At 72.7% G+C, this 26,090-nt stretch carries 30 protein-coding genes and 1 tRNA gene; 10 read left to right on the top strand and 21 right to left on the bottom strand.

What is annotated here, in order from left to right; genetic code table 11:
• Nucleotides 1-289: 289 nt before the first annotated feature.
• Together ABZ885_RS03210 and ABZ885_RS03205 are read left to right on the top strand one after the other, a co-directional pair.
• The gene (locus tag ABZ885_RS03210; RefSeq protein WP_360182806.1) at nucleotides 290-1,012 is read left to right on the top strand and encodes an HNH endonuclease signature motif containing protein; all 723 of its coding nucleotides are present in this window, start codon (nucleotides 290-292) and stop codon (nucleotides 1,010-1,012) included.
• Between the two features lie 7 nt (nucleotides 1,013-1,019).
• Nucleotides 1,020-1,103, top strand: a tRNA-Leu gene (locus ABZ885_RS03205).
• Nucleotides 1,104-1,171: 68 nt separating this feature from the next.
• Here the strand turns inward: ABZ885_RS03205 and rdgB are convergent.
• The 4 genes from rdgB to ABZ885_RS03185 all read right to left on the bottom strand — a co-directional run bounded on the left by rdgB (nucleotide 1,172) and on the right by ABZ885_RS03185 (nucleotide 3,574).
• Entirely contained in the window at nucleotides 1,172-1,777 is a 606-nt protein-coding gene (gene rdgB, locus ABZ885_RS03200) for an RdgB/HAM1 family non-canonical purine NTP pyrophosphatase (protein ID WP_360182804.1), read from the bottom strand.
• Nucleotides 1,778-1,797: 20 nt separating this feature from the next.
• Nucleotides 1,798-2,202 (bottom strand): hypothetical protein, encoded by a 405-nt coding sequence (locus ABZ885_RS03195; protein ID WP_360182802.1) that lies wholly within the window; start codon nucleotides 2,200-2,202, stop codon nucleotides 1,798-1,800.
• Between the two features lie 164 nt (nucleotides 2,203-2,366).
• Nucleotides 2,367-3,092: a ribonuclease PH gene (rph, locus tag ABZ885_RS03190; RefSeq protein ID WP_360182800.1), complete on the bottom strand. Its 726-nt coding sequence runs from the start codon at nucleotides 3,090-3,092 to the stop codon at nucleotides 2,367-2,369.
• 101 nt (nucleotides 3,093-3,193) lie between these two features.
• Nucleotides 3,194-3,574: a PTS glucose/sucrose transporter subunit IIB gene (locus ABZ885_RS03185; protein WP_360182798.1), complete on the bottom strand. Its 381-nt coding sequence runs from the start codon at nucleotides 3,572-3,574 to the stop codon at nucleotides 3,194-3,196.
• A gap of 254 nt (nucleotides 3,575-3,828) precedes the next feature.
• Here ABZ885_RS03185 and ABZ885_RS03180 point away from each other — a divergent pair, with 254 nt between their 5' ends.
• Both ABZ885_RS03180 and ABZ885_RS03175 read left to right on the top strand, forming a co-directional pair.
• Nucleotides 3,829-5,118: a PTS transporter subunit EIIC gene (locus ABZ885_RS03180; protein ID WP_360182796.1), complete on the top strand. Its 1,290-nt coding sequence runs from the start codon at nucleotides 3,829-3,831 to the stop codon at nucleotides 5,116-5,118.
• A gap of 755 nt (nucleotides 5,119-5,873) precedes the next feature.
• Nucleotides 5,874-7,151, top strand: coding sequence for a PTS transporter subunit EIIC (locus ABZ885_RS03175; RefSeq protein WP_360182791.1), 1,278 nt, complete (start codon nucleotides 5,874-5,876; stop codon nucleotides 7,149-7,151).
• Nucleotides 7,152-7,327: 176 nt separating this feature from the next.
• Here ABZ885_RS03175 and ABZ885_RS03170 read toward each other — a convergent pair whose 3' ends face one another.
• Both ABZ885_RS03170 and ABZ885_RS03165 read right to left on the bottom strand, forming a co-directional pair.
• Nucleotides 7,328-8,074: an MBL fold metallo-hydrolase gene (locus ABZ885_RS03170; RefSeq protein WP_360182789.1), complete on the bottom strand. Its 747-nt coding sequence runs from the start codon at nucleotides 8,072-8,074 to the stop codon at nucleotides 7,328-7,330.
• Between the two features lie 186 nt (nucleotides 8,075-8,260).
• The gene (locus ABZ885_RS03165; RefSeq protein WP_360182787.1) at nucleotides 8,261-8,452 is read right to left on the bottom strand and encodes a MarR family transcriptional regulator; all 192 of its coding nucleotides are present in this window, start codon (nucleotides 8,450-8,452) and stop codon (nucleotides 8,261-8,263) included.
• 182 nt (nucleotides 8,453-8,634) lie between these two features.
• Here ABZ885_RS03165 and ABZ885_RS03160 point away from each other — a divergent pair, with 182 nt between their 5' ends.
• Nucleotides 8,635-9,093: a type II toxin-antitoxin system PemK/MazF family toxin gene (locus ABZ885_RS03160; protein ID WP_360182785.1), complete on the top strand. Its 459-nt coding sequence runs from the start codon at nucleotides 8,635-8,637 to the stop codon at nucleotides 9,091-9,093.
• Nucleotides 9,094-9,096: 3 nt separating this feature from the next.
• Here the strand turns inward: ABZ885_RS03160 and ABZ885_RS03155 are convergent, their stop codons facing one another.
• The 7 genes from ABZ885_RS03155 to clpS form a co-directional block, all read right to left on the bottom strand.
• Entirely contained in the window at nucleotides 9,097-10,065 is a 969-nt protein-coding gene (locus tag ABZ885_RS03155; protein ID WP_360182783.1) for a cysteine synthase, read from the bottom strand.
• 88 nt (nucleotides 10,066-10,153) lie between these two features.
• Entirely contained in the window at nucleotides 10,154-10,432 is a 279-nt protein-coding gene (locus tag ABZ885_RS03150; protein ID WP_360182781.1) for a MoaD/ThiS family protein, read from the bottom strand.
• A gap of 106 nt (nucleotides 10,433-10,538) precedes the next feature.
• Nucleotides 10,539-10,658: a putative leader peptide gene (locus tag ABZ885_RS03145; protein ID WP_326846449.1), complete on the bottom strand. Its 120-nt coding sequence runs from the start codon at nucleotides 10,656-10,658 to the stop codon at nucleotides 10,539-10,541.
• Nucleotides 10,659-10,797: 139 nt separating this feature from the next.
• Nucleotides 10,798-11,229: a M67 family metallopeptidase gene (locus ABZ885_RS03140; protein ID WP_360182779.1), complete on the bottom strand. Its 432-nt coding sequence runs from the start codon at nucleotides 11,227-11,229 to the stop codon at nucleotides 10,798-10,800.
• Nucleotides 11,230-11,295: 66 nt separating this feature from the next.
• Nucleotides 11,296-12,774 (bottom strand): amino acid permease, encoded by a 1,479-nt coding sequence (locus ABZ885_RS03135; RefSeq protein WP_360182777.1) that lies wholly within the window; start codon nucleotides 12,772-12,774, stop codon nucleotides 11,296-11,298.
• A 200-nt stretch (nucleotides 12,775-12,974) separates the two neighbouring features.
• Nucleotides 12,975-13,550: a DUF2017 domain-containing protein gene (locus ABZ885_RS03130; RefSeq protein WP_360182775.1), complete on the bottom strand. Its 576-nt coding sequence runs from the start codon at nucleotides 13,548-13,550 to the stop codon at nucleotides 12,975-12,977.
• A gap of 61 nt (nucleotides 13,551-13,611) precedes the next feature.
• Nucleotides 13,612-13,905, bottom strand: coding sequence for an ATP-dependent Clp protease adapter ClpS (clpS, locus tag ABZ885_RS03125; RefSeq protein ID WP_148644646.1), 294 nt, complete (start codon nucleotides 13,903-13,905; stop codon nucleotides 13,612-13,614).
• Between the two features lie 162 nt (nucleotides 13,906-14,067).
• On the opposite strand from clpS, the gene ABZ885_RS03120 reads away from it, so the two are divergent.
• Together ABZ885_RS03120 and ABZ885_RS03115 are read left to right on the top strand one after the other, a co-directional pair.
• Nucleotides 14,068-15,384 carry a nicotinate phosphoribosyltransferase gene (locus ABZ885_RS03120; RefSeq protein ID WP_360182772.1) on the top strand — a complete coding sequence of 439 codons (1,317 nt, stop codon included), beginning with the start codon at nucleotides 14,068-14,070 and terminating at the stop codon, nucleotides 15,382-15,384.
• A gap of 175 nt (nucleotides 15,385-15,559) precedes the next feature.
• Nucleotides 15,560-16,150 (top strand): isochorismatase family protein, encoded by a 591-nt coding sequence (locus ABZ885_RS03115; RefSeq protein WP_360182771.1) that lies wholly within the window; start codon nucleotides 15,560-15,562, stop codon nucleotides 16,148-16,150.
• Between the two features lie 121 nt (nucleotides 16,151-16,271).
• On the opposite strand, the gene ABZ885_RS03110 is transcribed toward ABZ885_RS03115, so the two are convergent.
• Nucleotides 16,272-17,324 carry a hypothetical protein gene (locus ABZ885_RS03110; RefSeq protein WP_360182769.1) on the bottom strand — a complete coding sequence of 351 codons (1,053 nt, stop codon included), beginning with the start codon at nucleotides 17,322-17,324 and terminating at the stop codon, nucleotides 16,272-16,274.
• Between the two features lie 255 nt (nucleotides 17,325-17,579).
• Between ABZ885_RS03110 and ABZ885_RS03105 the strand changes: the two genes are divergently transcribed.
• Both ABZ885_RS03105 and ABZ885_RS03100 read left to right on the top strand, forming a co-directional pair.
• Nucleotides 17,580-18,191 carry a hypothetical protein gene (locus ABZ885_RS03105; RefSeq protein WP_360182767.1) on the top strand — a complete coding sequence of 204 codons (612 nt, stop codon included), beginning with the start codon at nucleotides 17,580-17,582 and terminating at the stop codon, nucleotides 18,189-18,191.
• 585 nt (nucleotides 18,192-18,776) lie between these two features.
• Nucleotides 18,777-19,220 carry a hypothetical protein gene (locus tag ABZ885_RS03100; protein WP_360182765.1) on the top strand — a complete coding sequence of 148 codons (444 nt, stop codon included), beginning with the start codon at nucleotides 18,777-18,779 and terminating at the stop codon, nucleotides 19,218-19,220.
• Between the two features lie 19 nt (nucleotides 19,221-19,239).
• Here ABZ885_RS03100 and ABZ885_RS03095 read toward each other — a convergent pair whose 3' ends face one another.
• The 5 genes from ABZ885_RS03095 to ABZ885_RS03075 form a co-directional block, all read right to left on the bottom strand.
• On the bottom strand, nucleotides 19,240-19,806 hold the full coding sequence (locus ABZ885_RS03095) for a DinB family protein (RefSeq protein ID WP_360182763.1): 567 nt from the start codon (nucleotides 19,804-19,806) through the stop codon (nucleotides 19,240-19,242).
• Nucleotides 19,807-19,929: 123 nt separating this feature from the next.
• The gene (gene mycP / locus ABZ885_RS03090) at nucleotides 19,930-21,117 is read right to left on the bottom strand and encodes a type VII secretion-associated serine protease mycosin (protein ID WP_360182761.1); all 1,188 of its coding nucleotides are present in this window, start codon (nucleotides 21,115-21,117) and stop codon (nucleotides 19,930-19,932) included.
• Between the two features lie 161 nt (nucleotides 21,118-21,278).
• On the bottom strand, nucleotides 21,279-22,730 hold the full coding sequence (locus tag ABZ885_RS03085) for a WXG100 family type VII secretion target (protein WP_360182759.1): 1,452 nt from the start codon (nucleotides 22,728-22,730) through the stop codon (nucleotides 21,279-21,281).
• Nucleotides 22,731-22,773: 43 nt separating this feature from the next.
• Nucleotides 22,774-23,226, bottom strand: a complete 453-nt coding sequence (locus ABZ885_RS03080) for a hypothetical protein (RefSeq protein ID WP_360182757.1) — start codon at nucleotides 23,224-23,226, stop codon at nucleotides 22,774-22,776.
• A gap of 130 nt (nucleotides 23,227-23,356) precedes the next feature.
• Nucleotides 23,357-24,067, bottom strand: a complete 711-nt coding sequence (locus ABZ885_RS03075; protein ID WP_360182755.1) for an endonuclease V — start codon at nucleotides 24,065-24,067, stop codon at nucleotides 23,357-23,359.
• Between the two features lie 241 nt (nucleotides 24,068-24,308).
• Between ABZ885_RS03075 and ABZ885_RS03070 the strand changes: the two genes are divergently transcribed.
• A complete protein-coding gene (locus ABZ885_RS03070) occupies nucleotides 24,309-24,635 on the top strand; it encodes a hypothetical protein (protein ID WP_360182753.1) in 327 nt (108 codons plus the stop codon).
• Between the two features lie 79 nt (nucleotides 24,636-24,714).
• Here the strand turns inward: ABZ885_RS03070 and ABZ885_RS03065 are convergent, their stop codons facing one another.
• Both ABZ885_RS03065 and ABZ885_RS03060 read right to left on the bottom strand, forming a co-directional pair.
• Entirely contained in the window at nucleotides 24,715-25,455 is a 741-nt protein-coding gene (locus ABZ885_RS03065; protein ID WP_360182751.1) for an RDD family protein, read from the bottom strand.
• Nucleotides 25,456-25,534: 79 nt separating this feature from the next.
• Nucleotides 25,535-26,090: RDD family protein (locus tag ABZ885_RS03060; RefSeq protein WP_360182749.1), on the bottom strand; the 556-nt coding region annotated here is incomplete at its 5' end.

Raw genomic sequence — 26,090 nt, 5'->3', positions numbered from 1 at the left:
TCGGCGCGTGCCTGTGGGGGAGCACGCACGTGGGGAAGCAGATTGGCGCCGAAGCTATGTGGTCTGAACCACATAGGTCAATAGGTCTGTACCAATCGGCCATCAATTCCCCGAGCCCGGCGACCGAACGGCCGATTCCGGCAGCCACTCCCCCGGCTGCCGGCGACCTCCTCCTCACCACCACCGCCGCGAGAACCCGAAGTACTGGCAGTGAGGCCGTAACCGACCGGCATGACGGTCGTTCGCATCCACGGGGGACGGGCGCACACCAGCCCGAAGGGGGACGACCATGACGGTCACCAAGTACACGCGCGAGCTGCTCGGCAACGCTGCACCGGCAGCCACCTCGCTCGACGAGATGTTGCTCTCACTCAACCGAGAGCCAAACCAAGAGAGCCGGACGTACCTGCGGCGCAAGCTGACGGAGTACGCAATCGACACGTCGCACTTCCGCCCGGCCGGAATCGTCTACACGCGCGAGCTCTTGGAGGAGGCGGTTTCGGCCTCGTACAGCGTGGCTGGAGTGGTCCGCTACCTCGGCCTACGCCCAGCTGGTGGCACCCAGACCCACATCGGCCGCCGGATCAAGGAGTTCGGCATCGACACATCACATTTCACCGGGCAGGCCCACAATCGAGGCAAGCGGGTCCCCAGCAAGTTTCCGCCAGAGCAGCTTCTCGTCCAGCGGCCCTCGAACGCCAAGCGACTGCCGGGCGCGCGAATCCGCCGGGCCCTAACCGAGCTCGGGCGGCCCGAGCTGTGTGAGGGCTGCGGTACCGGGCCCGAGTGGCAGGGCCTCCCACTCACCCTTGAGGTCGACCATATCAGCGGCGACTGGTTGGACAACCGGCCGAGCAACCTGCGGCTGCTCTGTCCGAACTGCCATGCCGTCACCCCCACCTACTGCGGACGCAACAAGAACAAGCGCACAGGGTCCATCGCGGATTGCATCCAGGGGGGCACCACGCCCGGAAATGGCGGTGTCCCCACCCCGGGTAACCCCCTAGACTAGAGGCCATGCGGCCTTGGCGGAGCTGGCAGTCGCGCTGGACTTAGGATCCAGTGGGAGAAATCCCGTGAGGGTTCGAGTCCCTCAGGCCGCACTAGCCTTTAAATCGAAGGCCCGCCCGGAGATGATCTCCGGGCGGGCCTTCGCCGTTTCCACGGCCCGTCAGCCGAGCAGCTCCCGGACCACCGGCGCGAGGGCGCGGAAGGCCTGGCCGCGGTGGCTGATGGCGTTCTTCTCGTCCGCCGTCATCTCGGCGCAGGTGCGGGTCTCGCCCAGCGGCTCCAGGATCGGGTCGTAGCCGAAGCCGCCGTCGCCGGCCGGGGTGGTGCGGAGGGTGCCGGGGAGGCGGCCCTCGACGACGCGCTCGGTGCCGTCGGGGAGGGCGAGGGCGGCGGCGCAGGCGAAGTGGGCGCCGCGGTGCTCGGGGCCGATGTCGGAGAGCTGGGCGAGGAGCAGGTCGAGGTTGGCGCGGTCGTCGCCGTGCTTGCCGGCCCAGCGGGCGGAGAAGATGCCGGGGGCGCCGTTGAGGACGTCGACGCAGAGGCCGGAGTCGTCGGCGACGGCGGGCAGGCCGGTGGCCCCGGCGAGGGCGTGGGCCTTGAGGAGGGCGTTCTCGGCGAAGGTGACGCCGGTCTCGGGGACGTCCGGGATCTCGGGGTAGGCGTCGGCGCCGACCAGTTCGACGTCCAGGCCGGCGTCGCCGAGGATGGCGCGGAGTTCGGCGACCTTGTGCCGGTTGCGGGTGGCGAGGATGAGTCGGGTGGTCATGAACCCACCCTAACCGGACGTCAGCCGGTGCAGACCTTGGCGAGGTTGCCGGCGGCGTCGCCGAGCGGCTTGAGGTCGGGGGCCTGCTTGTTGTTGACCGCCTGCTGGATGTTCTGGACCTGGGTGTTGAGGTCGGTGACGGCCTTGGCGACGTCGGTGTTGGAGGAGTTCTTGCCGAGCTGGTCGAGGTCGTTCTTGAGCTTCTGGAGGGCCTGCCCGGCGGCCGTGGCGTCGTTGCTCGCGTTGTTGAAGGTGGTGACGACGTCGTTGACGTCGTTGGAGACGGTGATGGCGGTGTTGCCGCAGTCGATGGCCTTCTGGACGGCGGAGCAGCTGACGACGCTGAGCGGGAGGACGGCGATGAGTGCGGCCACGGCGAGGGTGGCGGGACGGGTGATGCCGGCGCGGGTGATGCTGTCGGGCATCAAGTCCTCCTCGGGGCGCGGGTTCCGATGGGGAGTGACGCGCGTGGGGGTGCCCGCGGTTCCCGCAACGGGGTGCTGCGGGAACCGTACGGGCTGCGGGCCCGGCCTGTAAACGGCCCCAGGTGGGGCGGGTTGGCGGGCCGGCCGCGGGGGTAGAGGGGGTGTCAGCCTTCGAGGGCCTTGCGCTGGATCTCGTCGAGTTCGGCGCAGCCGAGGGTGCCGAGGTCGAGGAGGCGGTCGAGGAGGGCGCGGTCGAAGGGGGCGCCTTCGGCGGTGCCCTGGACCTCGACGAAGCGGCCGTCGGAGGTGCAGACGATGTTCATGTCGGTCTCGGCGCGGACGTCCTCCTCGTACTGGAGGTCGAGCATGGGGGTGCCGTCGATGATGCCGACGCTGACGGCGCTGACGCCGCCGGTGATGGGCTGGCCCTTGGCGCGGAGGATCTTCTTGTCGCGGGCCCAGGAGACGGCGTCGACGAGGGCGACGTAGGCGCCGGTGATGGCGGCGGTGCGGGTGCCGCCGTCGGCCTGGAGGACGTCGCAGTCGAGGACGATGGTGTTCTCGGCGAGGGCGCGGTGGTCGATGACGGCGCGGAGGGAGCGGCCGATGAGGCGGCTGATCTCGTGGGTGCGTCCGCCGATGCGGCCCTTGACGGCTTCGCGGTCGCCGCGGGTGTTGGTGGCGCGGGGGAGCATGGAGTATTCGGCGGTGACCCAGCCTTCGCCGCTGCCCTTGCGCCAGCGCGGGACGCCTTCGGTGACGCTGGCGGTGCACAGCACCTTGGTGTCGCCGTAGGAGATGAGGACGGAGCCTTCGGCGTGCTTGCTCCAGCCCCGTTCGATGGTGATGGGGCGGAGCTGTTCGGGGGTGCGGCCGTCGATGCGTGACATAGGCACCGAGCGTAGTCGCTTGGTGGGGGTGGCCGGTCGAACGGCCCGGCCCGCCGTCCTGGTGGGTCGGCGGGCCGGGGGGTGAGCCTGGTGGGCTCAGTTCACATCATGTCCTCGATGTCGGCGGCGATCGGGTCGGCGTCGGTGCCGATGACGACCTGGATCGCGGTGCCCATCTTGACGACGCCGTGGGCGCCGGCGGCCTTCAGCGCGGCCTCGTCGACGAGGGAGGCGTCCTTGACCTCGGTGCGCAGGCGGGTGATGCAGCCTTCGACCTCTTCGATGTTGTCGATGCCGCCGAGACCGGCGACGATCTTCTCAGCCTTGCTGGCCATCTGTTGTTTCTCCCTCTGTTTCGGCCCGCCGGCTGCTCTGCCGGGCGCCGTCCTGCGTGGTGCTGGGGGTTCCCGGCCGGGGCCGGGGGGCGGGTGCCGGTGCTGACGTGGGTTCAGCGGCCGTCGTGCTGTGGGGCAGCGCGACAAGCATGACCCGGGCAGGACCGGTTTGCCAGGTTAGTCCACGTTTGGCCCATTCCGGCGGGCAGGGTCTGGATCTTCGCCCGAGGATGACGATCAGCGGGGCTTGCGTCCCGGCGCTCGCGGCCTGCGTCCCAAGGTGGTCTACACCAATATATGGGTACTCCGGTGAACGCAGGAAGGGGCCCGGGTGTTCCTGAGTCCCGTCCGACGGCCCTGGAGGGGGCCACCGGCCGGCGACCGCCCCCGGAGGGCCCAGGATGAGTGCGGCAGACGCCAAAGCCCCGGAGACGCAGTGGTGGCACGCCTTCTACGGCGGACTCCAGAAGATGGGCCGTTCGCTGCAGTTGCCGGTCGCGGTGCTGCCGGCGGCCGGTCTGCTGAACCGGCTGGGCCAGCCCGACGTCTTCGGCGCGGAGGGCCTGGGGTGGGACGACGTCGCCAAGGTGTTCGCGGCGGCGGGCGGTGCGCTGCTGGACTCCTCGCTCGGCCTGCCGATGCTGTTCTGCATCGGCGTCGCCATCGGCATGGCGAAGAAGGCGGACGGTTCGACCGCGCTGGCCGCCGTGGTCGGCTTCCTCGTCTTCTACCAGGTGCTGCACGCCTTCCCCCAGGACTGCAAGCCGCCCACCGTGCTGGTCGGCGGTCAGTGCGTGGACTTCACCTCGCGGAAGGCGGCGGCCGCCACGTACCAGAACCCGGGGGTGCTGGGCGGCATCCTGATCGGCCTGATCTCGGCCCGGCTCTGGGTCCGCTACCACCGCAAGAAGCTCGTCGACTGGCTGGGCTTCTTCAACGGCCGCCGCCTGGTGCCGATGATCACCGCGCTGGCGGGGCTGGCGCTGGCCTGCCTGGCGGTGTGGGTCTGGCCGCCGATCGGCCGGGCGCTCAACGACTTCAGCCAGGACCTGGCCGATCTCGGCGCGGCCGGCGCGGGCATCTTCGGCGTCGCCAACCGTGCGCTGCTGCTGATCGGCATGCACCAGCTGATCAACACGTTCGTCTGGTTCCAGTTCGGCGAGTTCACCAAGCCGGACGGCAGCGTCGTCCACGGTGACATCCCGCGGTTCCTGGCCGGTGACCCGACGGCGGGGCAGTTCACCTCGGGGTTCTTCCCGATCATGATGTTCGCGTTGCCCGCCGCGGCGCTGGCGATCGCGCACTCGGCCAAGCTGCACCGGCGCAAGGAGATCTACGGCCTGATGCTCTCGGTGGGCCTCACCTCCTTCGTGACCGGTGTCACCGAGCCGATCGAGTACTCCTTCGCCTATGTCGCCCCCGCGCTGTTCGCGGTGCACGCGCTGCTGACCGGGGCGTCCATGGCGGTCACCTGGGGGCTCGGGGTGCACGACGGCTTCAGCTTCTCGGCCGGTCTGATCGACTACGGCCTCAACTACAGCCTGGCCACCAAGCCCTGGATGATCATCCCGATCGGGCTCGGCTTCGCGCTGGTGTACTACGTGCTGTTCCGCTTCATCATCGTGAAATTCAATCTGAAAACGCCCGGGCGCGAGGAGGAGGGCCAGGTCGAGGACGTGACCAAGGCATAAACCGAGCGTCACCGCGCGCCATTCCCCAAGGCCCCCGGAGCCCCGCCCCGGGGGCCTTCGGCATATCGGGAACAGGCCGATGGTCCCGGTACGGAACTCCGGAGAATTCCCGGGCGGGAAATCCGGCGGCCCGCCCGGCCGGCGGCCTGCGGGGCCGGGCAGGCCACCGGCGGCGGACGGTGTCCGGCGCGGACGATCCGGCGCCGGAACCGGGTGGGGGAAAGATCGCCGCCACTCCCCGGTATACCGCCGGGCATTCCGGTACCGCCGCTCCCCCGGCCGCCGCCACCTGTTTCCCCCGGAAAAGGGATGGTCCGCGCGGACCCGGCGTCCACGGGATGCCGATGTCGCGCCGCCGGACGGGGGGCCGGAACACCGTACTCCGGCCCGGCCACCCGCCGACCCGCCCCGGTCCGCCCTCGCAGCGCCCCGGCCGCCCGTGCCCCCGCTCCGCCGGCACCCGCCGCCCGGCACGCGCGGCCGGGCCTCTCCGCACGGGCCCCGCCGGCGCCGGCTCTTTTTGTTGCGCAAATAGCCAAAATCCCAATCACGGCGGGTAATCATGATCGTCGTTCGCAACGTAGGTTTCGATTTCATAGCGCTTCCCGGCCGCACCGCTTTCAGGGGTTCCCCCCCTTCTCCGCCCGTGCTACAAAACTGGTCTACACCACGTGTGGTGTAGACCAGTTCGCGGTTCGGCCTCCTGTGCTCCTACTCCCCCGACCGACCCGCCCTGCCGTTAGGAACCCACCCCCATGAGTCAGTCTGCGCAGGCACCGGCGCCCGCCGCGGCTCCGGCCACGCCAAGCCCCACCAAGAAGTTCGGGCAGAACCTCCTCCAGGGGCTGCAGAAGATCGGCCGCAGCCTCCAGCTGCCCATCGCCGTTCTCCCTGCCGCCGGTCTGCTGCTGCGCCTCGGCCAGGACGACGTGTTCGGCAAGGACGGCCTCGGCTGGAACAAGGTCGCCGCGGTGTTCGCCACCGCCGGTGACGCCGTCTTCTCCAACCTGCCGCTGCTGTTCGCGGTGGGCATCGCGATCGGCTTCGCCAAGAAGGCCGACGGCTCCACCGCCCTCGCCGCCCTGGTCGGCTTCCTGGTGTACAAGAACGTGCTGACCGCGTTCCCGGTCACCGAGGCTCAGGTCCTGCCGGGCAAGGACGCCGCCGCCACCTACCAGAACCCGGGTGTGCTCGGCGGCATCGTGATCGGCCTGCTCTCCGCCGTGCTGTGGCAGAAGTACCACCGCACCAGGCTGGTCGACTGGCTGGGCTTCTTCAACGGCCGCCGCCTCGTCCCGATCATCATGGCCTTCGTCGGCACCGCCGTCGGTGTGGTCTTCGCCCTGACCTGGGGCCCGATCGGCGACGCGATCAAGAGCCTGAACGACACCCTGATCGGCGCCGGCGCGTTCGGTGCGGGTGCGTTCGGCCTGGTCAACCGCGGTCTGCTGCCGGTCGGCATGCACCAGTTCGTGAACTCCTACGCCTGGTTCCAGACCGGCGACTTCACCAAGCCCGACGGCACCGTCGTCCACGGTGACCTGACCCGCTTCTTCGCCGGCGACCCGACCGCCGGACAGTTCATGTCGGGCTTCTTCCCGATCATGATGTTCGCGCTGCCCGCCGCCGCGTTCGCCATCGCCCACACCGCCAAGCCGCACCGCCGCAAGGCCGTCACCGGCATGATGCTGTCGCTGGCCCTGACCTCGTTCGTCACCGGTGTCACCGAGCCGATCGAGTTCGCCTTCGTCTTCATCGCGCCGGCCCTGTACGTCATCCACGCGCTGCTGACCGCCGTCTCGATGGCCGTCACCTGGGCGCTCGGCGTGCACGACGGCTTCACCTTCTCCGGCGGCCTGATCGACTACGCGCTGGCCTGGAACAAGGCCACCGACCCGTGGATGATCATCCCGATCGGTCTCGTGTTCGCCGCGCTGTACTACTTCCTCTTCCGCTTCGCGATCACCAAGTTCAACCTCAAGACCCCCGGTCGCGAGGACGACGAGGAGATCGAGGACGTCACCAAGGCCTGACGCCGCGGTACGGCCCGAAGCACCCCCGGCCCCGCCCCGCCCCCGCTCCCCCGGGCGGCGGGGCGGGGCCGTCGCACGTCCGGGACCGGTCCGGATGCCGGGGCCCCGCGACGGAACGGGACGAGACGGCGGTGCGGCCGGCGCCGGGGCCCGGCGGCCCGTCGGGCCGGGCGGCGTCAGATCCGGTAGACCGCGCCCGCCCGGGCGATCTCGACCGGGCCGGCGAAGGCGGCCTCCGCGTCGCGGCGGTTGTGCTCGGCGTCCGTCCACGGCGGGATGTGGGTGAGGACGAGCTTGCGGGCGCCGGCGGCGGTGGCGTGCTCGCCGGCCTCGCGGCCGTTGAGGTGCACGGCGCGGTAGGTGTCCCGGCCGTCGATGTACGCGGCCTCGCAGAGGAAGAGGTCGGTGTCGCGGGCGAGCTCGACGAGTTCGGCGCTCTCGCCGGTGTCGCCGGAGTAGACGAGGCTGCGGCCGTCGTGTTCGAGCCGGAAGGCGAAGGCGTCGACGGGGTGGTTGACCTGGGCGACGCCGATCCGGAACGGGCCGAGGTCGAAGCCGCCCGGGGTGAGGGTGCGGAAGTCGAAGACCTCCTTCATCCCGGGGTTCTCCGGCATGTCGTAGGCGCGGGCGAGCCGCTCGGCGGTGCCGGCCGGGCCGTAGACGGGCATCGGGTCGGGGCAGCCCTCGGCGCGGTAGTTGCGGGCGACCCAGTAGGCGCAGAGGTCGACGCAGTGGTCCGCGTGCAGGTGGCTGAGCAGCACGGCGTCGACGGCGTAGAGGTCGACGTACTTCTGCAGCGCGCCGAGTGCACCGTTGCCGAGGTCGAGCACGACGCGGTAGCCGTCGGCCTCCACGAGGTAGCTGGAGCACGGCGAGTCGGCGGACGGGAAGCTCCCTGAGCACCCCACCACGGTCAGTTTCATCCGAGCCCCTCCGCCCCGACACTCCTGGCTGCCGCTGGTCATGACAGTGCGGGCCGGGTGTACCGGCCGGTGGCGCTGCCCTCGCGTGTGTCGAGGGTAAGGGCGGAGGGGCACTTTGCCCCCGTCTCCGTGCCGCGCTGTGGCTGGAATCACCAGAACGCGGGGGGCCGGTCCGGGGGCGCCGGTTCAGCGGTGGCCGGGGCGCCGGAGGGCCCAGGCCCGGATCGTGTCGGGGTGCCAGCGGGGGTGGCCGCCGGCGTCGACGGTGTCGGGGTCGGGCAGCAGGCCGTGCCGGCGGTAGCTGCGGACGGTCTCGGGCCGGACGCGGATGTGGCGGGCGATCTCGGCGTAGGACCACAGGTCGGTGCTGCGGCTCACGGGGTCACCTCCGGGGCGTGGGGGGCGTTCGGGAGCAGCCTTCCGAGCCCCGGGGGCGGGTTCACCGCAGAACGGACGTTGTGGCCGTACCGTGACGAACCGGGAGCAAGGTGCGGACATATGCCCGGATGTCACCCGGGGACGGTGGTGGCGGCGGGTGGGCGCCCGGTACGGTTCGCCGCATGACCAACTACTGGTGGCTCGCGCTCGGGACGGTCGCCGCGGCGGTGGCCGCCCTGGTGGTGGCCCGGGTCCGGGCCCGCCGGCGGGTGCGCCGGGCCCCGGTTCCGACGGCGCCGCGGCCGCGTCCGGACCGGGGGCGGGCCGGCGGGCCGGCGCCGCAGGAGATCTGGTGGGCGGAGGTGCCGTTCGAGGACGGCCCGGGGGCGAAGGACCGCCCGTGCCTGGTGCTGCGGGTGAACGGCCGCAGCGCGACCGTCGCGAAGATCACCAGCAAGCACCACGCGGACCGCCCGGGTGTGCTGCCGCTGCCGCCGGGGTCGGTGGGTGACCGGCAGGGCCGGACCAGCTGGCTGGAGACCGACGAGCTGCGCGAGGTGCCGCTGCGGGACTTCCGCCGCCGGGCCGGCGTGGTGGACCGGCAGATCTGGGCCCGCGCGCAGCGGGCCCTCACGTCCTGAGGCTCAGGCCCAGAGCTGGCCCTGCAGGGCCTCGACCGCGGCCTCGGTCGACTCGGCGGTGTAGATGCCGGTGGAGAGGTACTTCCAGCCGCCGTCGGCGACGACGAAGACGATGTCGGCGCGCTGCCCGGCCGCGGCGGCCTTGCGGCCGGCGCCGGTGGCGGCGTGCAGGATGGCGCCGGTGGAGACGCCGGCGAAGATGCCCTCCTGCTGGAGGAGTTCGCGGGTGCGGCGGACGGCGTCGGCGGAGCCGACGGAGAACCGGGTGGTGAGCACCTCGGCGTCGTACAGCTCGGGGACGAAGCCCTCGTCGAGGTTGCGCAGGCCGTAGACCAGGTCGTCGTAGCGCGGCTCGGCGGCGACGATCTGCACGCCGGGGACCTTCTCGCGCAGGTAGCGGCCGACGCCCATGAGGGTGCCGGTGGTGCCGAGGCCGGCCACGAAGTGGGTGACGGTGGGCAGGTCGGCGAGGATCTCGGGGCCGGTGGTGGCGTAGTGGGCGCCCGCGTTGTCGGGGTTGCCGTACTGGTAGAGCATGACCCAGTCGGGGTGCTCGGCGGCGGTCTCCTTGGCGATCCGCACGGCGGTGTTGGATCCGCCGGCGGCCGGGGAGGAGATGATCTCGGCGCCCCACATGCGGAGCAGCTCGCGGCGTTCCTCGCTGGTGTTCTCGGGCATCACGCAGACCATCCGGTAGCCCTTGAGCTTGGCGGCCATGGCGAGCGAGATGCCGGTGTTGCCGCTGGTGGGTTCGAGGATGGTGCAGCCCGGGGTGAGCCGGCCGTCGGCCTCGGCGCGCTCGATCATGTGCAGCGCGGGGCGGTCCTTGATGGAGCCGGTGGGGTTGCGGTCCTCCAGCTTGGCCCAGAGGGTGACCAGCCCGTCGGTGTTGCCGGGGACGGCGGCGGAGAGCCGGGGCAGGCGGACCAGCGGGGTGTTGCCGACGGCTTCGAGCGGGCTGTCGTATCGCAAGGGGTGCCTCCGGCAACGGCGGTGGTGGTGGGGTGGAGCGGCTCTCCCGCCCGGGGTCCGGCGGGCGGTGGGGCGGGAGAGCGGGAGGTCAGCGGGCGCCGCCGGCCACGGCGGGCAGGATGGTGATGCTGTCGCCGTCGGCGACGGCGGTGGAGATGCCCTCCAGGAAGCGGACGTCCTCGTCGTTGAGGTAGACGTTGACGAAGCGGCGCAGTTCGCCGTTCTCCAGGAGGCGGGCGGCGATGCCCGGGTGGCGGGCGTCGAGGTCGTGGAAGAGTTCCCCGAGGTTGCTGCCGGTGCCCTCGACGGCCTTGGCGCCGTCGGTGTAGGTGCGGAGGATGGTCGGGATGCGGACCTCGATGGCCATGGGTGTGCGCTCCTGTGCGAGTCGTGAGGTGGGTGGGCCGCGGCGGATGGGCGGCAGGGCGGGACGGCCCGGGGCGCAGGGCCTGCGGCGGGCCTGGGCGGGCGGCTCAGCGAGAGCGCGCCGGCGTGCCGGGACAGATCGCACTGGCGAGCCGGCACAGGTCGATGTGCAGGCGCGCCACGAGGCGGGTGCCCGGGGCCTGGGTGCTCACATCGACGGAACGCATGGGCTCATCGTATAGATTCCCGGCTGCGCTCCGACATGCCCGTCTCGCGATCCGGATGTTTTCGTTTCCCTTGCTGAGATGACGTCGGCCCGCCGACCGTTCGCGGACGGTCGGCGGGCCGCGCCCAGGTGGGTGCTGGTCAGGGCTGGTAGGCCTCGACGACCTGGACGTCTTCCTCTGTGATCTCGCCGTCCACGATGCGGAACGAGCGGAACTGGTACGGGTCGTCCGGGCCGTTGCCGTCGGCGGTGGAGACCAGGACGTAGTGGGCGAACGGTTCGGAGGCGTAGCTCACGTCGGTGCGCGAGGGGTAGGCCTCGGTGGCGGTGTGCGAGTGGTAGACGATCACGGGTTCCTCGTCCCGGTCGTCCATCTCGCGGTAGAGCTTGAGCAGGTCGCCCGAGTCGAACTCGTAGAAGGTGGGCGAGCGGGCGGCGTTGAGCATCGGGATGAACCGCTCGGGCCGTCCGGTGCCGGCCGGTCCGGCCACCACGCCACAGGCCTCGTCCGGGTGGTCGGCGCGGGCGTGGGCGACGATCCGGTCGCACAGTTCTCGGGTGATGGTCAGCATGCGGTCAGGATAGCCACGCCCCGGCGGGGGTCCGCCGGGGCGTCCACTGCCTGGTCCGACGGCGGGTCAGCCGTCGTTGCGGGCGGGGGTGTGGTCGTCGGCGCCGTCGCGGTGGTGGTCTTCGGCGCGGCCGTGGGTGAGGGCCTGGACGGCGGCGGGGTTGCGGCGCTTGAGGACCTGGTAGCCGATCACCAGCAGGACGGCCCAGCCGGGGAAGACGTAGAGCGAGATCCGGTTGTCCTCGTCGAGGCCGATCAGGACGACGACCAGGACGAGGAAGCCGAGGGCGGCCCAGCTGCTCCAGATGCCGCCGGGGGCCTTGAAGGTGGGGGCCGGCAGGCGGCCTTCCTTCCAGGCCTTGCGGTAGCGGATCTGGCAGATGAGGATCATCGCCCAGGTCCAGAGGCCGCAGACGGTGGCGACCGAGGTGATGTACTCGAAGGCCTTGGCGGGGACGACGCGGTTGAGCACCACGCCGACGCCCATCAGGGCGCAGGAGAGGGTGATCGCGGCGGCGGGGGTGCGGCGGGCGTTGAGCTTGGTCAGCCGTCGGGGGGCCTGGCCGCTGAGGGCGAGGTCGCGCAGCATGCGGCCGGTGGAGTACATGCCGGAGTTGCAGGAGGACAGGGCGGCGGTGAGGACCACGAAGTTGATGATGCCGGCGGCCGCCGGGATGCCGATCTTGCCGAAGGCGGCGACGAACGGGCTGACGCCGGGCTGGAATTCGGTCCACGGGACGAGCGAGAGGATGACCACGAGGGCGCCGATGTAGAACAGCGCGATGCGCCAGGGCAGGGTGTTGATGGCGCGCGGCAGGGTCTTCTCGGGGTTCTCGCTCTCGCCGGCGGTGACGCCGACGAGTTCGACGCCGAGGTAGGCGAACATGACGATCTGCAGGGTCATCACGGTGGCGCCGATGCCCTTGGGGAAGAAGCCGCCGTCGGCCCAGAGGTGGGTGACCGACGCGGTGTCACCGGCGTCGCTGAAGCCGAGGGTGAGGACGCCGACGCCGATCAGGATCATGCCGATGATGGCGGTGACCTTGACCATGGAGAACCAGAACTCGATCTCGCCGAACAGCTTCACCGAGATCAGGTTGGCGCCGTAGAGGACGACCAGGAAGGTCAGTGCGCTGAGCCACTGCGGGATGCCGGGTGCCCAGAACTTCACGTAGACGGCGGCGGCGGTGGTCTCGGCCATGCCGGTGACGACCCAGAACAGCCAGTACGTCCAGCCGGTCACGTAGCCGGCGAAGGGGCCGAGGAACTCCCGGGCGTACTCGGCGAAGCTGCCGGACACCGGGCGGTAGGTGAGCAGTTCGCCGAGGGCGCGCATGATCGCGAAGATCGCCACGCCGGCCACCGCGTAGGAGAGGATCAGGCTCGGGCCGGACTTGGAGATCGCGGTGCCGGCGCCGAGGAAGAGTCCGGTGCCGATGGCGCCGCCGATGGCGATCATCTGGATCTGGCGGCTGCCCAGGCCCCGTTCGTAGCCCTCCTCCCCCGGTGGGGTGTCGACCACGTGGTCGTGGAGCTGCTCGGCCATGGGTGCACCGTCCTGGATGGTCTCGTGGGGTGGAGAAGTCGTACCACGCACTATCCGGATACCGGTGTCCATCTGAGCGATATTTGAGCATGGAGTGGCATGGTTCCGCCCGGTTTGGACGGAAAAGCCCCGGCCTCCTGTCCAGCATGCGGACAGGGGGCCGGGGTGCCCGGGAACCGGGGCAGGATCGGGGTGCGGACTCAGTCCGCGACCGCCTCCAGCAGCGACTCCTGGAGGGCGCCCAGCCACAGGTACGCCATGACCAGCGGCTTGCGCTCGTCGGTGCCCGACAGGCCGTAGAGGCCCTGCTCGTCCTCCTCGGTGACCTCCAGTCGCACGCCGAGGGTCAGCCGCAGGTCGTTGAGCGCGCCGAGCCAGCGCAGGCAGTCGGCGGCGGGCAGCTTGAGCACCCCGCCCTCGCCGCCGAGCCCGTCGAGGGCCCGGACCACCTGCAGTGCGTCCTCGCGCTTGCGGGCCCGCAGGTCCAGCTCGGTGTAGCGGCGGAACTCGCCGGAGGCCGCCCGGCTCTCGTCGTCGTCCGGCTTCTCCGGATCGCCATAGGCGTCCGGGAAGAGCCGGGCCAGCGCCGGGTCGGCGGGCGCCTCGGTGGGCCCCTCGGCGAACAGCGCCGCGAGCGGGTCACCCCCCTCGCCGCCCGGGCCCGGGCCGATCAGCTCCAGCATCTGCACTTCGAGGGAGCGCAGGATGGAGGCCTCCACCTCGTCCAGCGCGATCGCCGCGCTCCCGCCGCCGGCACTCTCGAACAACCCAGCCATCTGTATCGGTCAGCCCGTCTTCGTCGTCTTCGGTGGTGGCGCCCGCGGTGCGGCCCGCGGCTCAGTCGTGCTGGAGCGTCGCCCAGAGGCCGTAGCCGTGCATCGCCTGCACGTCGCGCTCCATCTCCTCGCGGGACCCGCTGGAGACCACCGCCCGACCCTTGGTGTGCACCTCCATCATCAGCTTCCGGGCCTTGTCCTTCGGGTAGCCGAAGTAGGCCTGGAAGACGTACTGGACGTAGCTCATCAGATTGACCGGGTCGTTGTGCACGATGGTCACCCAGGGGGTGTCCGGCTCGGCCACCGGGAGTCCTTCGACCTCCGGGCGCTCGATCTCCGCGGGCGCGACACTCACCGCCGGGTCCTCCTCGACATTCCTCGGCCACCTGCCCCTTCAGCCCCCATGCTGCCATCCGGGGGACGTCCGGGCGATTCCGACCCCGGGCGTGCGCACCCCCGCACACCTCCGCCACGAGAAATCGTCAATCTGACGCTAAGTGGTAGTAGCATCATCTCCATGGACGCCACTTCAGTGCGCGCGGCCGGTTCGACCGCGCTGCTCACCGACCGCTACGAGCTCACCATGCTGCAGGCCGCCCTGCAGAGCGGGGCCGCGCACCGCCGATCCGTCTTCGAGGTGTTCACCCGCCGCCTGCCGGCCGGCCGCCGCTACGGCGTGATGGCCGGCACCGGACGGGTGCTGGACGCCGTCGAGAACTTCCGCTTCACCGCGGCCCAGCTCGACTGGCTGGCCGGACAGGACGTGGTCGACGCCGACACGCTGCGCTACCTCGCCGACTACCGGTTCACCGGAGACATCCACGGCTACCCCGAGGGCGAGGTCTACTTCCCCGGCTCGCCGCTGCTCACCGTCGAGGGCACCTTCGCCGAGGCGGTGATCCTGGAGACGGTGATCCTGTCGATCCTCAACTTCGACTCGGCGATCGCCGCCGCCGCCTCCCGGATGACCGCCGCCGCCGGCGGGCGCCCGGTGATCGAGATGGGCGCCCGGCGCGCCCACGAGCAGGCCGCGGTCTCGGCCGCCCGGGCCGCGTACGTGGCCGGCTTCGCCGCCACCTCCGACCTGGAGGCCGGCTTCACCCACGGCATCCCGACGACCGGCACCGCCGCCCACGCCTTCACCCTGGTCCACGACAGCGAGCGGGACGCGTTCCGCGCGCAGATCGCCTCGATGGGCCGGGGCACCACGCTGCTGGTCGACACCTTCGACCTGCGCGAGGCGGTCCGCACCGCCGTCGAGGTGGCCGGCCCCGAGCTCGGCGCCGTCCGGATCGACTCCGGCGACCTCACCCTGCTGGCCCACCGGGTCCGCCGCCAGCTGGACGAGCTCGGCGCCCACAAAACGAAGATCATCGTCACCTCCGACCTGGACGAGTACGCGATCGCCGCGCTGGCCGCCGCCCCGGTGGACGGCTACGGCGTCGGCACCAGCCTGGTCACCGGCAGCGGCCACCCGACCTGCGCGATGGTCTACAAGCTGGTCGCCCGCGCCGAGTCGGCCGACGGGCCGCTGGTCGCGGTCGCCAAGCGCGCGGCCGGCGGCAAGACCAGCATCGGCGGGCGCAAGTGGGCGGCCCGGCGGCCCGACGCGGACGGCGTGGCCGAGGCCGAGGTGGTCGGCACCGGACCGGTCCCGGCCGGACTGGAAGCGCACCTGATGCAGGTGCCGCTGGTGCTGGCCGGCGAGGTGGTCGGCCGGGAACCGCTCGCCGTGGCCCGCGACCGGCACGTCCGGGCCCGGGCCGGGCTGCCGCTCTCCGCCACCCAGCTCTCCAAGGGCGACCCGGTCCTGCCCACCGAGCTGATCCTCTGACAGCCCGCCGCGGCCCCGGGCCGGCCGGGCCGGCGGGCCTGGCGGGCCCGGCCCGGGAGCCGGGCTCTCCCCGGGCCTTCCGCCCCCGGGTGCCACTGCCTACAGTCGACCGTAGAGTTCCCACCGCAAGCGCACAGAACCAGCGCACCACCCCCCACAACCGAGGATGCGAGCCATGCACCGGGCACTGATCGTCGTCGACGTGCAGAACGACTTCTGCGAGGGCGGCAGCCTGGCCGTCGCCGGCGGGGCCGAGGTGGCCGCCGCGATCACCGACCTGATCGCCGAGTCCAGCGCCGGGTACCAGCACGTCCTCGCCACCCGGGACAACCACATCGACCCGGGCGACCACTTCTCCGACCAGCCGGACTACGTCAACAGCTGGCCGGTGCACTGCGTCGCGGGCACCGAAGGGGTGGGCTTCCACCCCAACTTCGCGCCCTCCGTCACCTCCGGCGCGATCGAGGCCGTCTTCGACAAGGGCGCCTACGCGGCGGCGTACAGCGGCTTCGAGGGCTTCGACGAGAACAACCGCGGGCCGGTCGAGTGGCTGCGCGAACGCCAGGTCACCGAGGTGGACGTGGTCGGCCTGGCCACCGACCACTGCGTCCGGGCCACCGCCCTGGACGCGGCCCGGGCCGGCTTCACCACCCGCGTGCTGCTGGAGCTCACCGCCGGCGTCAAGCCGGAGACCACCGCCGCCGCACTGGAGGAGCTGCTGGCGGCCGGGGTCGAGCTGGTCGGCACGCCGGTGGTGCGGGACTGAGTGCCGGCGGCGGCGCGGGGCCGCGCGCCGGGGGCGATGCGGGGCTGAGCACCGGTGGTGCCGGGCCGGATGTCGGCGGTGGCGCGGGGCCGGGTGCCGGTGGTGCCGGGCCGAGTACCGGTCAGCCCTCGCCGGCCAGGAGCTCCACCACGTCGGTGCCGCCCTGCCGGAACGCCTCGCGCAGCTCCGCGCCGACCGCGTCCGGCTCGGCGGCCAGCCGGGCGCCGGAGAGGTAGACCACCCGGATCCCCAGGTACTCCATCCGGTGCTGGCCGCCGCGCACCCAGGCCGCCTCCCCCTCGCTGACGCAGCGCAGCTCCGAGTCGACCTCCACCGCCACGCCGGTCTGCGGCCAGTACAGGTCCGGCACGGCGATGTAGGTGCCGCCCCGCATCCGCAACTCCGGGGCGGACAGCGGTACGGGCAGCAGCCACTCGTCCACCAGCTCGCCCAGCCGCGTCAGCACGGCGTCCCGCTCGGCGGCCAGCAGCTCGTCCAGCGCGGCCCGCACCCGCAGGTCGGCGGCCAGCCCGGACTCGGTCAGCTCGGCGACCAACTCCCTTACGGTGCACCGGGCCTCGGAGCCGGCCAGCCGGCCGCCGGACCGGCCCACGGCCTCCCGCAGCACCTCGCGCACCGGCAGCGCGGCGGCCGCGCCGAAGGCCTGCCCCTCGCCCCCGGCCGTCCACTCGCCCAGCGCGTCGGCGACCGCCCGGGCGACCGGCGCACACGCCAGCCCGTGCACCGACCGGGCCACCAACTCCCGCTCGGTGCGCCGGATCCGCACCTCGCCGGCGTCCTTCAGGCGGCGCTGGCGGGGCACCAGGACGTCCACCCCGGTGACGGCCGGCAGCCGGGGCACGGCGGCGAAGCCGTACAGCGCCAGCGCCGCGGTTCCGGTGATCACCGCGCCCTCGCGGCAGCCCTCCTCCCGGCCGTTCTGCGCCGCGTACAGCAGCGCGGCCCACATCCGCTGCTCCGGCGTCGGCTCACCGGACTGCAGCAGGTAGACCCGGGGCAGCAGCCGCTGCCAGGGACCGCCGCGGCGGCAGTGCCCGGTGACCACCCGGGTCGGCACGCCCCGGGCGCGCAGCTGGCTGGCGGTGACGACGTTCTGCTGACGCTTCGCCAGTTCCTCCAGGGACGGCGGCGGCGAGGGAATGCGGTAGCTCATGCGGACACCATCCCCAACACCCCCGACCGCTCATCGGTCGCCTGACGCACTGTTACCCAACCGTCGCGAAACCGGGATCACCCCGCACTAAAGTCCCCATACCCTCACTCATTCGGAGTAATAGGCGGTCATCGGCTTGTCAGCAACGGTCGAAGACGATCAGCGACCAGCGGGTCTGACCGTGCGTGACCAAGGACATACGCGGAGGAGCCTCCGGGCGTCACCCGCGCTCTCCGGATTGCCTACCCTTGGTTCATGTCACGTGACGAGACCGCCGGCCTCCGCGCGGCCCAGCTCCGCCTCGGCCGCCTGCCCGGATACGTCCGCCGGCCGGACCCGGCCCGACGCAGCGGCGAACAGGGCCATACGTACAAGAAGGGCTGGGAGGTCCGCTTCACCGCCCGCAGCGAGGCGGAGATAGCCGAGATCCGGGACCTCGTGGTCGCCGCCGGATTCGCCCCGGCCAGACCCTTCTTCAAGGGCCATCAGCTGATCCAGCCGGTCTACGGGATGGCCGCCGTCCAGGCCTACCTCGCCGCGAGACAGGCGGCCGAGGAGCACGCCGCCCGCAGCGCGGTCGGCCGGGGCCGGCGCGACGCCGGCGAGCCCGACGGGGCCTCCGGAGCCGACGGGGCCGGCAGGGCCGGCCAGGAGCGCGAGGGGGCCGCGGCGGGCGGCCCAGCGGACAGCGTGGCGGGCGGCGCAGCGGCTGCGGCCGGGGCGGCGGCGGCAGCGGCCGAACGGGCCCGGCGGCGGGTCGTGGAGGCCTTCCCCGCGCAGCTCGGACGATGTACCGCGGCGGACGACCGGACCCCCGTCGCCGCGGACGGCCGGGTACCGGCCGCGGAGGCGCCCCACCGCAGCTGACCCACCGTCATACCGCCGGTGGCGCCTGCCCGCCGGCGGCCGGGCCGCAGGCCCGTGACCGGCGTGGACGAGGGCGGCCGGCCGATGCCGGACCGCCCGCCCGACCTCCCGGCCCCGCGCCTCCGCCACCCCAGGCCGGCCCTCCCGCCCTGGGCGCGCCACCCCGACGGGAGCGCATCACCCCACCGCACGCCCGCTCCGCGCCCACTTCCACCCGCCGCGCGCACGACCGGTGGCGCGGGCGCGGCTTCACGCCGCAGGTGTGGACGTGAGCCACCGGACCGCCTACGGTGGCCCATCAACCGCCCCGCGACCCCTCGCCGGCCACCCCGGCTGACCGGCCACGACGTCCTCACATCCGCGCTCTCATCCGCGCCCCGGCTAGCGCCGCGCACCACCCCTACCACCGGCCCCGCACCACCCCGCCGCCCGACCGACCGCACCCGGCCACCGCCGGAACCGGCCGAGCGCCGGTGCGTTCCGGGCATTCAATCCGATTGGTAACCCAGCGCACCGAGCGCCTACCGTAGAGTGAGCGCAGATGATCGACCGTCAGCCGCCCATCTCACTTGCCGAGAAGCCGAGATGACCAACCGTCACGACAGCACCGCCGAGCCGCCCCCGCGGACCGGCGAACCGCCCGCCGTACCCCTGGAGTTCGCGGCGTTCTGCGAGCTGCACCGGCCGCGGTACCTCAGCTATGCCCGGGTCTGGCTGCCGGACCAGACCGAGGCGGCCGGCGCGGTCCAACAGGCCTTTGCCGAAATCGCCGTCCACTGGCGCGAGTTGCTGGGCAGCTCCAACCCGACCGCACACGCCTGGCAGATCCTGCGCGGCACCGTCAATGAGGCCACCCGCCGCTGCGACCCCCCGGCCCGGCCCAGCCACCCCGCCGACGACGACCTGGCCATCCTGCACTACATCGTCGGCCTGGCCGCCCCCGAGATCGCCGACGTCATCGGCACCGACACCGCCAGCGTGGCCGGCCGGCTCCGCCGCACCATGCTGCGCGAGGCCTCCGGCTGGTGACCCCGGCCGGCCCGCGTGATCAGACCCGCACGCCCGTCACGTCGAACAGGTGGTGCACCGGGTCGTGGACCAGGTAGCGGGAGAACGACTCCACCGTGAAGCGCGCGCCGTCACTGCGGTTGCCGGTGCGCAGCCACTGCGCGTCCCCGAGCCGCTCGAACGCGTCCGCGAGGATCCGCGCCGCCTCGACCAGGTCCGCCGCGACGGCCGCCGGCTGCTGCTCCCCGTAGCGCCCGGCGACGGCCGTCTCGTCCTGGTCCCAGTTCGGGAAGTCCGGCCCGTCCTGGTCGAGCATCAGGTTCAGCCGGAAGTGGAACAGCCGGAAGACGTCCCGCACGTGGCAGGCGTACTCCAGGTCCGACCAGGTCTCCGGGCGGGGCCGGCGGCGCAGCGCCCCCTCGTCCCCGGCCAGCAGGGCCACCCAGGCCCCGGCGTTGGCCCGGATCATCCCGGGGACGGCCTCGCGGGGCACGGCCCCGGAGTCCAGGCCGCAGTCCGGGCAGGGGCGTTCCAGCACCCAGGTCCAGTCCTTGGTGTCCTGGAGGATGCCGTCGGCGGCGGTGGCGGAGTGCTCGGAAGAGGTCATGCGTCCAGGATGGCCCGGCCGGCGACAGCGCCACCAGCGGCGAAAACGCCATCGGGCGCCGAGATGCTGCCAGCCCGGCGCGTACGTCCTGCCGGCCGCTTCCCCGGCTGCCGGCGGACCGGCCTACTGGTACGGCCGCTGCGGCGGCGGTGGCGGGTACCCGGCGTACCCCTGCGGGTACGGGCCGGCCGCGGCAGCCGCCCGCCGCCTCCGCGCCCGCACCGCCAGACCACCCCCCACCCCGCCGGCCACCAGCACCGCCAGCACCCCGGCACCGACCAGCGTGTAGGTGATCCCCCGGTTCCCCCCGGCCCCGGCCCCCGGCGCCACGGGCGGTGCGGCGGTTTCGTCGGTCGGGTCGGCAGACGGAGCCCCCTGGGACTCCGCCCTGCTCAGCAGCGGGTTCTCCTTCGGTCCGCTGTCGACCGCGGGATTGGGCTCCAGCGCCTTGGCCGGAGCCAGGAGCCCGTAGCCGTACCGGTCGTTCGGTGCGGCGGAGCCGTCGGGTGGCGGAGTGGCGCTCTTGATGATCCGGTTGATGACCTGTCCGGCCGAGAGGCCGGGGTACTTGGAACGGATCAGCGCCGCGGTGGCGGAGACGTAGGCGACGGCGTCCGAGGTCCCCTTGCTGACCCCGTAGCCCGAGGTGGCCGTCGGCGACGCGTGGTAGATGTCGACGCCGGGTGCCACCAGGGTGGTCTCCGGTCCGGTGTTGGACTTCTCCCAGAGCTTTCCCTGCTCGTCGACCGCACCGACGGCCACGACCCCGGGAAGTGCAGCCGGATACTCCACCGGCTGCGACGTGTCGCCACTGTTTCCGGTGGCCGCCACCAGGACGACGTCCTTGGAGGCGGCGTACTCGATGGCGGCCCGTGCCTGCGAGTCGTGCCTCGAATACCCGCCCAGTGACAGGTTGACGACCTTGGCCCCGTGGTCGACCGCGTACCGGACCGCCAGCGCGACATCGGACTGTGCCAGCTCCGGCGACTCCCCGTTCGTCCTGACGCGGATGGGGAGGATCCTTGCCTTCGGAGCAAGTCCCATGACCCCGGCCTGCGTTCCGTGGCCGTGCCCCGCGATGAGGCTCGCGATGGCGGTGCCGTGGCCCTGGGCATCGACCCGGCCGTCGGTCTTGCCGCCCGAGAAGTCGGTGCCCGGCAGCACCTGCCCGGTCAGGTCCGGGTGATCGGGCATGACCCCGCTGTCCACGACGGCGACCGTGACGCCCTCACCCTGGCTGACGGACCAGACGGCCTTCTCCACGTCGAACTTGCGCAGTATCCACTGCGCGTCCCGGACCTGGTCGGCCATGGCCGGAGTGGTCGCGGTTCCCCAGATCAAGGCCCCGCCGGCAAGTACGGCCATCCCGCGTACCAGTCGCCTGCTCGTCAATGGTCACCCATTCAATGAGACGTCCCGCAGATCATCGATCTGCGGGACGGTCGGTCGGATCGCCCTGCCGCTGAGGGGGCCTATTCCACCACGTTCGGATTCGTCGGCTTGTCCGACGCCCAGGTCTCCTCGTCCTCGACCAGGTAGTCCGGGCGCTTTCCGTCCTTCTCCTCGTTCCTCTTCCGCCGCTGGGCATCGGCGAGGGGCATACCCGGTCCCACGGCGCCGGTGGCGTTCGCACTGTGCTCTGCCCGGAGCCTGCTGCGGGCCCCGAGCCCGGAACCGCCCTCGGTGAACGCCTGCTTCGCGCCGGGACCACTGCCCGGACGTCCGCCCTCTCCGACGATGCCTCCGGTGCGCCCCGGCAGGGTGCCGCCGGGGCGGGTTCCGGCAGCAGCCCGGGCGCCCGTGCCGAAGCCGCCCTGGAAGGCCTCTCCCGCGCCGAACGCCTTGCCGCCGCGGGTGGCGGCCTGGCCGGGAGCGACCGCCGTGCGGCCGGTGACGTCGCTACTCTGGATGCCTCCCTTGACCTGGCCGTTGCCCGGTCCGCCCGGCACGCCGACCACCGGGCCGGTGGCGATCGGTACGGGCCCTCCGCTGCTGCCGCCCGAGGTGAGAGCAGCGGGGGGCGTTCCCGGGTTGCCCGCCGGGCCGGCGGGGTTGGCGGACAGCGTGTTGGTCCCGGAGGTGCTGGGCGGGGTGACCGTCGTGGGGCCGTCGTTCCTGGCACCCGGGCCGACGTTCGTGACCGAGGGCTGCTTCGGCGGCGCCTGTGCCACGCCGCCCTTGATGCCCGAATCGGTCGCGGCTGCCGCCGCCGTCCGTCCGGAGGGTGCGGGCGCCGGTCGGTCGGCGGCGCTTCGCGCCGGTGGCGGGACGGACTTCGAAGAGGTCGGCACGGGACCGGTGGCAGCGCCTCCGGCCATCATCGCGCTGAACGACGCCGCCCCGGAAGGATCGCTCTGTGCCGCCACGTCCTGGTCGTCATGGCGGATCGGTGATCCCGGCGGCGGGGGCGGGGGCGGCGGCTTCAGGATCGGGGCGGCTACGCGGTAGTGCATCGCCAGGGTCTGCATCACCGCGGCGGCTTCGGCCTTCTTCTGGTCGGCGACCGCCGTCTTGGTGTCCTCGTCGTCGCCGCCGAAGAGGGCGGAGACGGTGTCGCCGACGCCGTCGCTGAACTGGTCCCAGCCGTTGGGCTCCTCGGGCATGTCGCGCTTGGCCTTGGAGATGGCCTCGGAGAGGGCCTTCAGGGTGTTGGCCGCGTCGTTGGCGTAGGAGGCCGTGTTGTTGATGGTGGCGGCGAGTTGGAGCATGCGGCTGTGGAAGGCGTCGCTGGTGCTGCCCTCCCAGGTGTCGGCGGCCTCGGTGCTGGCGCGGGTGAGGGTGGTGCGGATGGCCTTGAGGGTGTCGGCGGCGCGGCGCCAGGGGTCGCTGGCGGCCATCACCTCGCCGGGGTTGAGGGCCTGGGCCATCCTCCGGAGTTCGGCGTGGCTGTAGTCGGTGAACTTGGTGTAGCCCGACCCGCTCATCGGTGGCCCTCGCCGTTCTCCCGGGACTGCTGCTGTGGGGCGTTCATCGCTCGGACTTCCCCCCGCTGTGCTGGGCCGGGGCGGCGGTCCGGGCGTAGGCGGCGGTGCTGGTGGCGGAGGGGTCGGCGACCGACCAGCCGTCGTCGCCGAGCTTGAGCCTGCCCGCGGTGCGGCGTTCCTGCTCCTCGTAGTTGGTCGCGGTGAGTTCGGCCTTCTTCTGGGCCTCGTCGACGGCGTCCTGGAGCTGGTTGAGGACGTCGCGCAGGCCGTCCCGCATGGTCTGGTACCGAGTGTGGACCTCGGTGGCCTCGGCGAAGGTGCCGAGGGCGTTCTGGCCGACGGCGCTCTGGCCGTGCGTCTTCGTGCCGTCGGCGTGGTGCTGGAACTCGGCCAGCAGTCCGCGCACCTGGGCGGCGAAGGCCCGTAGTTGCTCGACCTCGACGCGGTAGCCGCCGCCTCCGCCGGCCGGTCCGGTCCCTGTCGTCCCCGTTGCCACTTTCCGGCGCCTCCCCCGTGCGTCCGTCACTGCGCCGTCCCGCAGACGGCTTCCGGAGACTCATGTCTAACACATGCCCAGGGCCCGGAGAACGGCGCGCGGGGCGAACCGCCGGTGGCCTGCCGGGCCGTCAGCCGGCGGGCGTTCCCCCCTGCAGGGCGGCGAGGGTGCGGCGGCAGAGCGAGTCGGCGTGCCGGGTGGTTTCGGGGAGGCGGTACGCGCGGGCGAGGGCCAGGGTGGTGTCGACGGCCTCGGCGAGGCCGATGCGGTGGCCGACGGAGACGAACACCGGTTTGACGCCGGCCCGGGTGCGGACGGCGCGTCCGACCTCCTCGCCGGTGGCGGGGTCGGTGAGCGGGGTCCAGGAGCCGCGGGGGGCGTCCGGCTCGCGGTGGTCGAAGGTGAACGGGGTCTTGGCGACGCCGATGGTCCGCAGGCCGGTGAGGACGCCGAGGTGGCTGGCGAGGCCGATGCGGCGCGGGTGGGCGAGGCCGTAGCCGTCGCAGACGACGGTGCCGGGGGTGTGGGCGAGCCGGTCGAGGGCGTGCAGGACGGTGGGGAGTTCGCGGAAGGCGAGCAGGCCGGGGACGTAGGGGAAGGCGATCCGGTCGACGGCGGTGGTCTGTTCGACGACGGCCAGGCTGTCGCGGTCGAGCACCACGGCGGCGGCGACCACGAGGTCACGCTCGTCGTCGTACGCGACGTCGACGCCGGCGATCAGGTGGTCGTGCGTGCCGCCGGCGGTGGCGGGGCCGGGCCCGTGCGGGTGGACGAGCGGGCGCAGCCGTTCCTGTTCGGCGATCGCCTCGGTCTCGGTGGTGGGCCAGTCGGCGACGGGCACGGCGTTCCCCCTGGTGCGTGGACGATTCGGGCGCGTTCACCGTACCGAGCGGGCCACGACCGGGCCGACCGGGCCGCGACCGGCCAGCCGGGGCGGCCGACCCTGCGGTGAGCCCGTGCGCCCCCCGTGCTCCGGAAGCGGCGGCTTAGGCTGCACTTACCGAACTGCCCCGCCGGGTAGGAACATTCGGAACGGCACCACCCGCCCGCCCGTTCCCCCCGACGTGCGAAGGACCGACGCCATGCCGCGCCCGACCGCCCCCCAGATATGCCTCGGCATCTTCACCGTCGTCGCCGCCACCGTGGCGCTGCTGGCCGTCTCGGGCGCCGCGGGCGTCCTGGAGGTCGCGGTGGTGGTGGGCTTCGCGCTCGCGCTCGGCACGCTGGTGACGCTCGTGGCGCTGCTGTCCCGGCCGGCCGCCGCCCGGCGCCGGGCGGCTTCGGCCCCGGCGGCTGCGTCCGCGCCCGCACCCGCGCCCGGGCCGGCGGCCGCGCCCGCCGCAGCACCGGCCGCCGTCTCCGTCCCGGCCGCCACTGCCACCGCGCAGGAGTACGCCCGGCAGCGCTGAGGCGCCACCGGGCGGGTACCGGGTCCGCGGTCGTCCATGGTCCGTCCTCCGCGGTCGTTCGTGGTCGTCCGCGAGCCGCTCAGGCCGTGGTGACCACCACCGTCTTCGCGGCCTTGTCGTGAATGCACTGGCGGTACGGCTTGTCGAAGACGCCGAACAGGCCGTCGATCACCCACCAGAGCGCGGCGCAGCAGATCACCGCGGGGAGGATGAAGACGGCCGACCTGGTCCAGGCGGCGGACGGGGTCGGCACGTTGCCGTCGACCAGCATGGCGACCCGGACCTTCATGGCCTTCTTGCCGAGGGTCCGGCCGTCCCGGCCGACCATCACGCCGTCGTAGATCAGCCACAGTGCGCAGGCGAGCCAGAACGCGCCGGCCGAGCCGGAGCGGTCGGTGAGGCTGGCGAAGGGCAGCACCACGATGAGCGCCACGACCTGCACCAGCACGTAGTCGATCAGCCGCGCGAGGATCCGGTTCGGCCAGCTGCCGAGGGGCGGCATGCCGGGCACGGGGCCGGCGGTCGGAGCGCCGTGGCCGGTGGGGCCGTAGCCGGGCGGCGGCTGGTCGTACGGCGACTGGCCGTAGGGGCTCTGCCCGTAGGGCGAACCGCCGGGGGTGCCGCCGTAGTTGCCGCCGTACGCGCCGGGGCGGTCGTAGGGGCTGCCGGAGGGCGGCGGGGTGGAGTCGGGCGGCGGGTTTCCGGACGGGTCCGACGGCGCACCTTCCGGCGTGCCGCCGCCCGGCTGCGGGGGCTGCTTGTCGAAGGAGGGCTGGCCGCCCCCCTCCGGCTCGGGGCCCGAGGGGTTGTAGGAGCTCATGCCCCGAGTAGAACATCACACATTCAATGAACTTCGGATATTTAGTCCGTTTTGCCCAGTTGCCTCGGCGGGATGGCGGTCAGGACCGGATCACCCGGGTACGGGCCGCGCGGTCGTGCCAGCCGCGCCGGGCGGGGCGGTCGAACAGCGGCCAGACCAGACCGAGCAGCAGGACCGCGGAAACGTTCCCGACCAGCCATCGGGCGAGCGAGCGGCCGAAGCCCAGCCGGGTCCGGGCGCTCCCGGGGGCCGCGGCGACCACCCGGATCCGGGCCAGCCGCTTGCCGAAGGTCTGGCCGGTGCGGGCGGTCGGGAGGACCTCGTAGAGCAGGCCGACGAAGGCGAGGATGCCGAGCAGGACGGCGGCCTTGCCCACGACCACGCCGTCGACCAGCCAGACGTCGACCTGGTGGCGGGTGAGCGAGCTGGCCATCCGGGCCTGGTCGAGCTTGAGCCGGATGTGCGTCTGCACGGAGTTGCCGAGCGGGACGGCGGCGGCGGTGGCGGCGACGACCAGTACGGCGGTGTCCACCAGCCGGGCGGCCAGCCGTCGCCCCAGGCCGGCCGGGACGGGGGCGGCGGCCGCTGCTGGAGGCGGTCGGCGCGGACGTCTCCCGGACCGGCACCGAGGCCCG

This window comes from Kitasatospora sp. NPDC047058, from assembly GCF_040643935.1.
Classification (GTDB): domain Bacteria; phylum Actinomycetota; class Actinomycetes; order Streptomycetales; family Streptomycetaceae; genus Kitasatospora.
The sequence above is the reverse complement of the archived record's forward strand: the minus strand, read 5'-3'. Positions and strand labels throughout refer to the sequence as shown.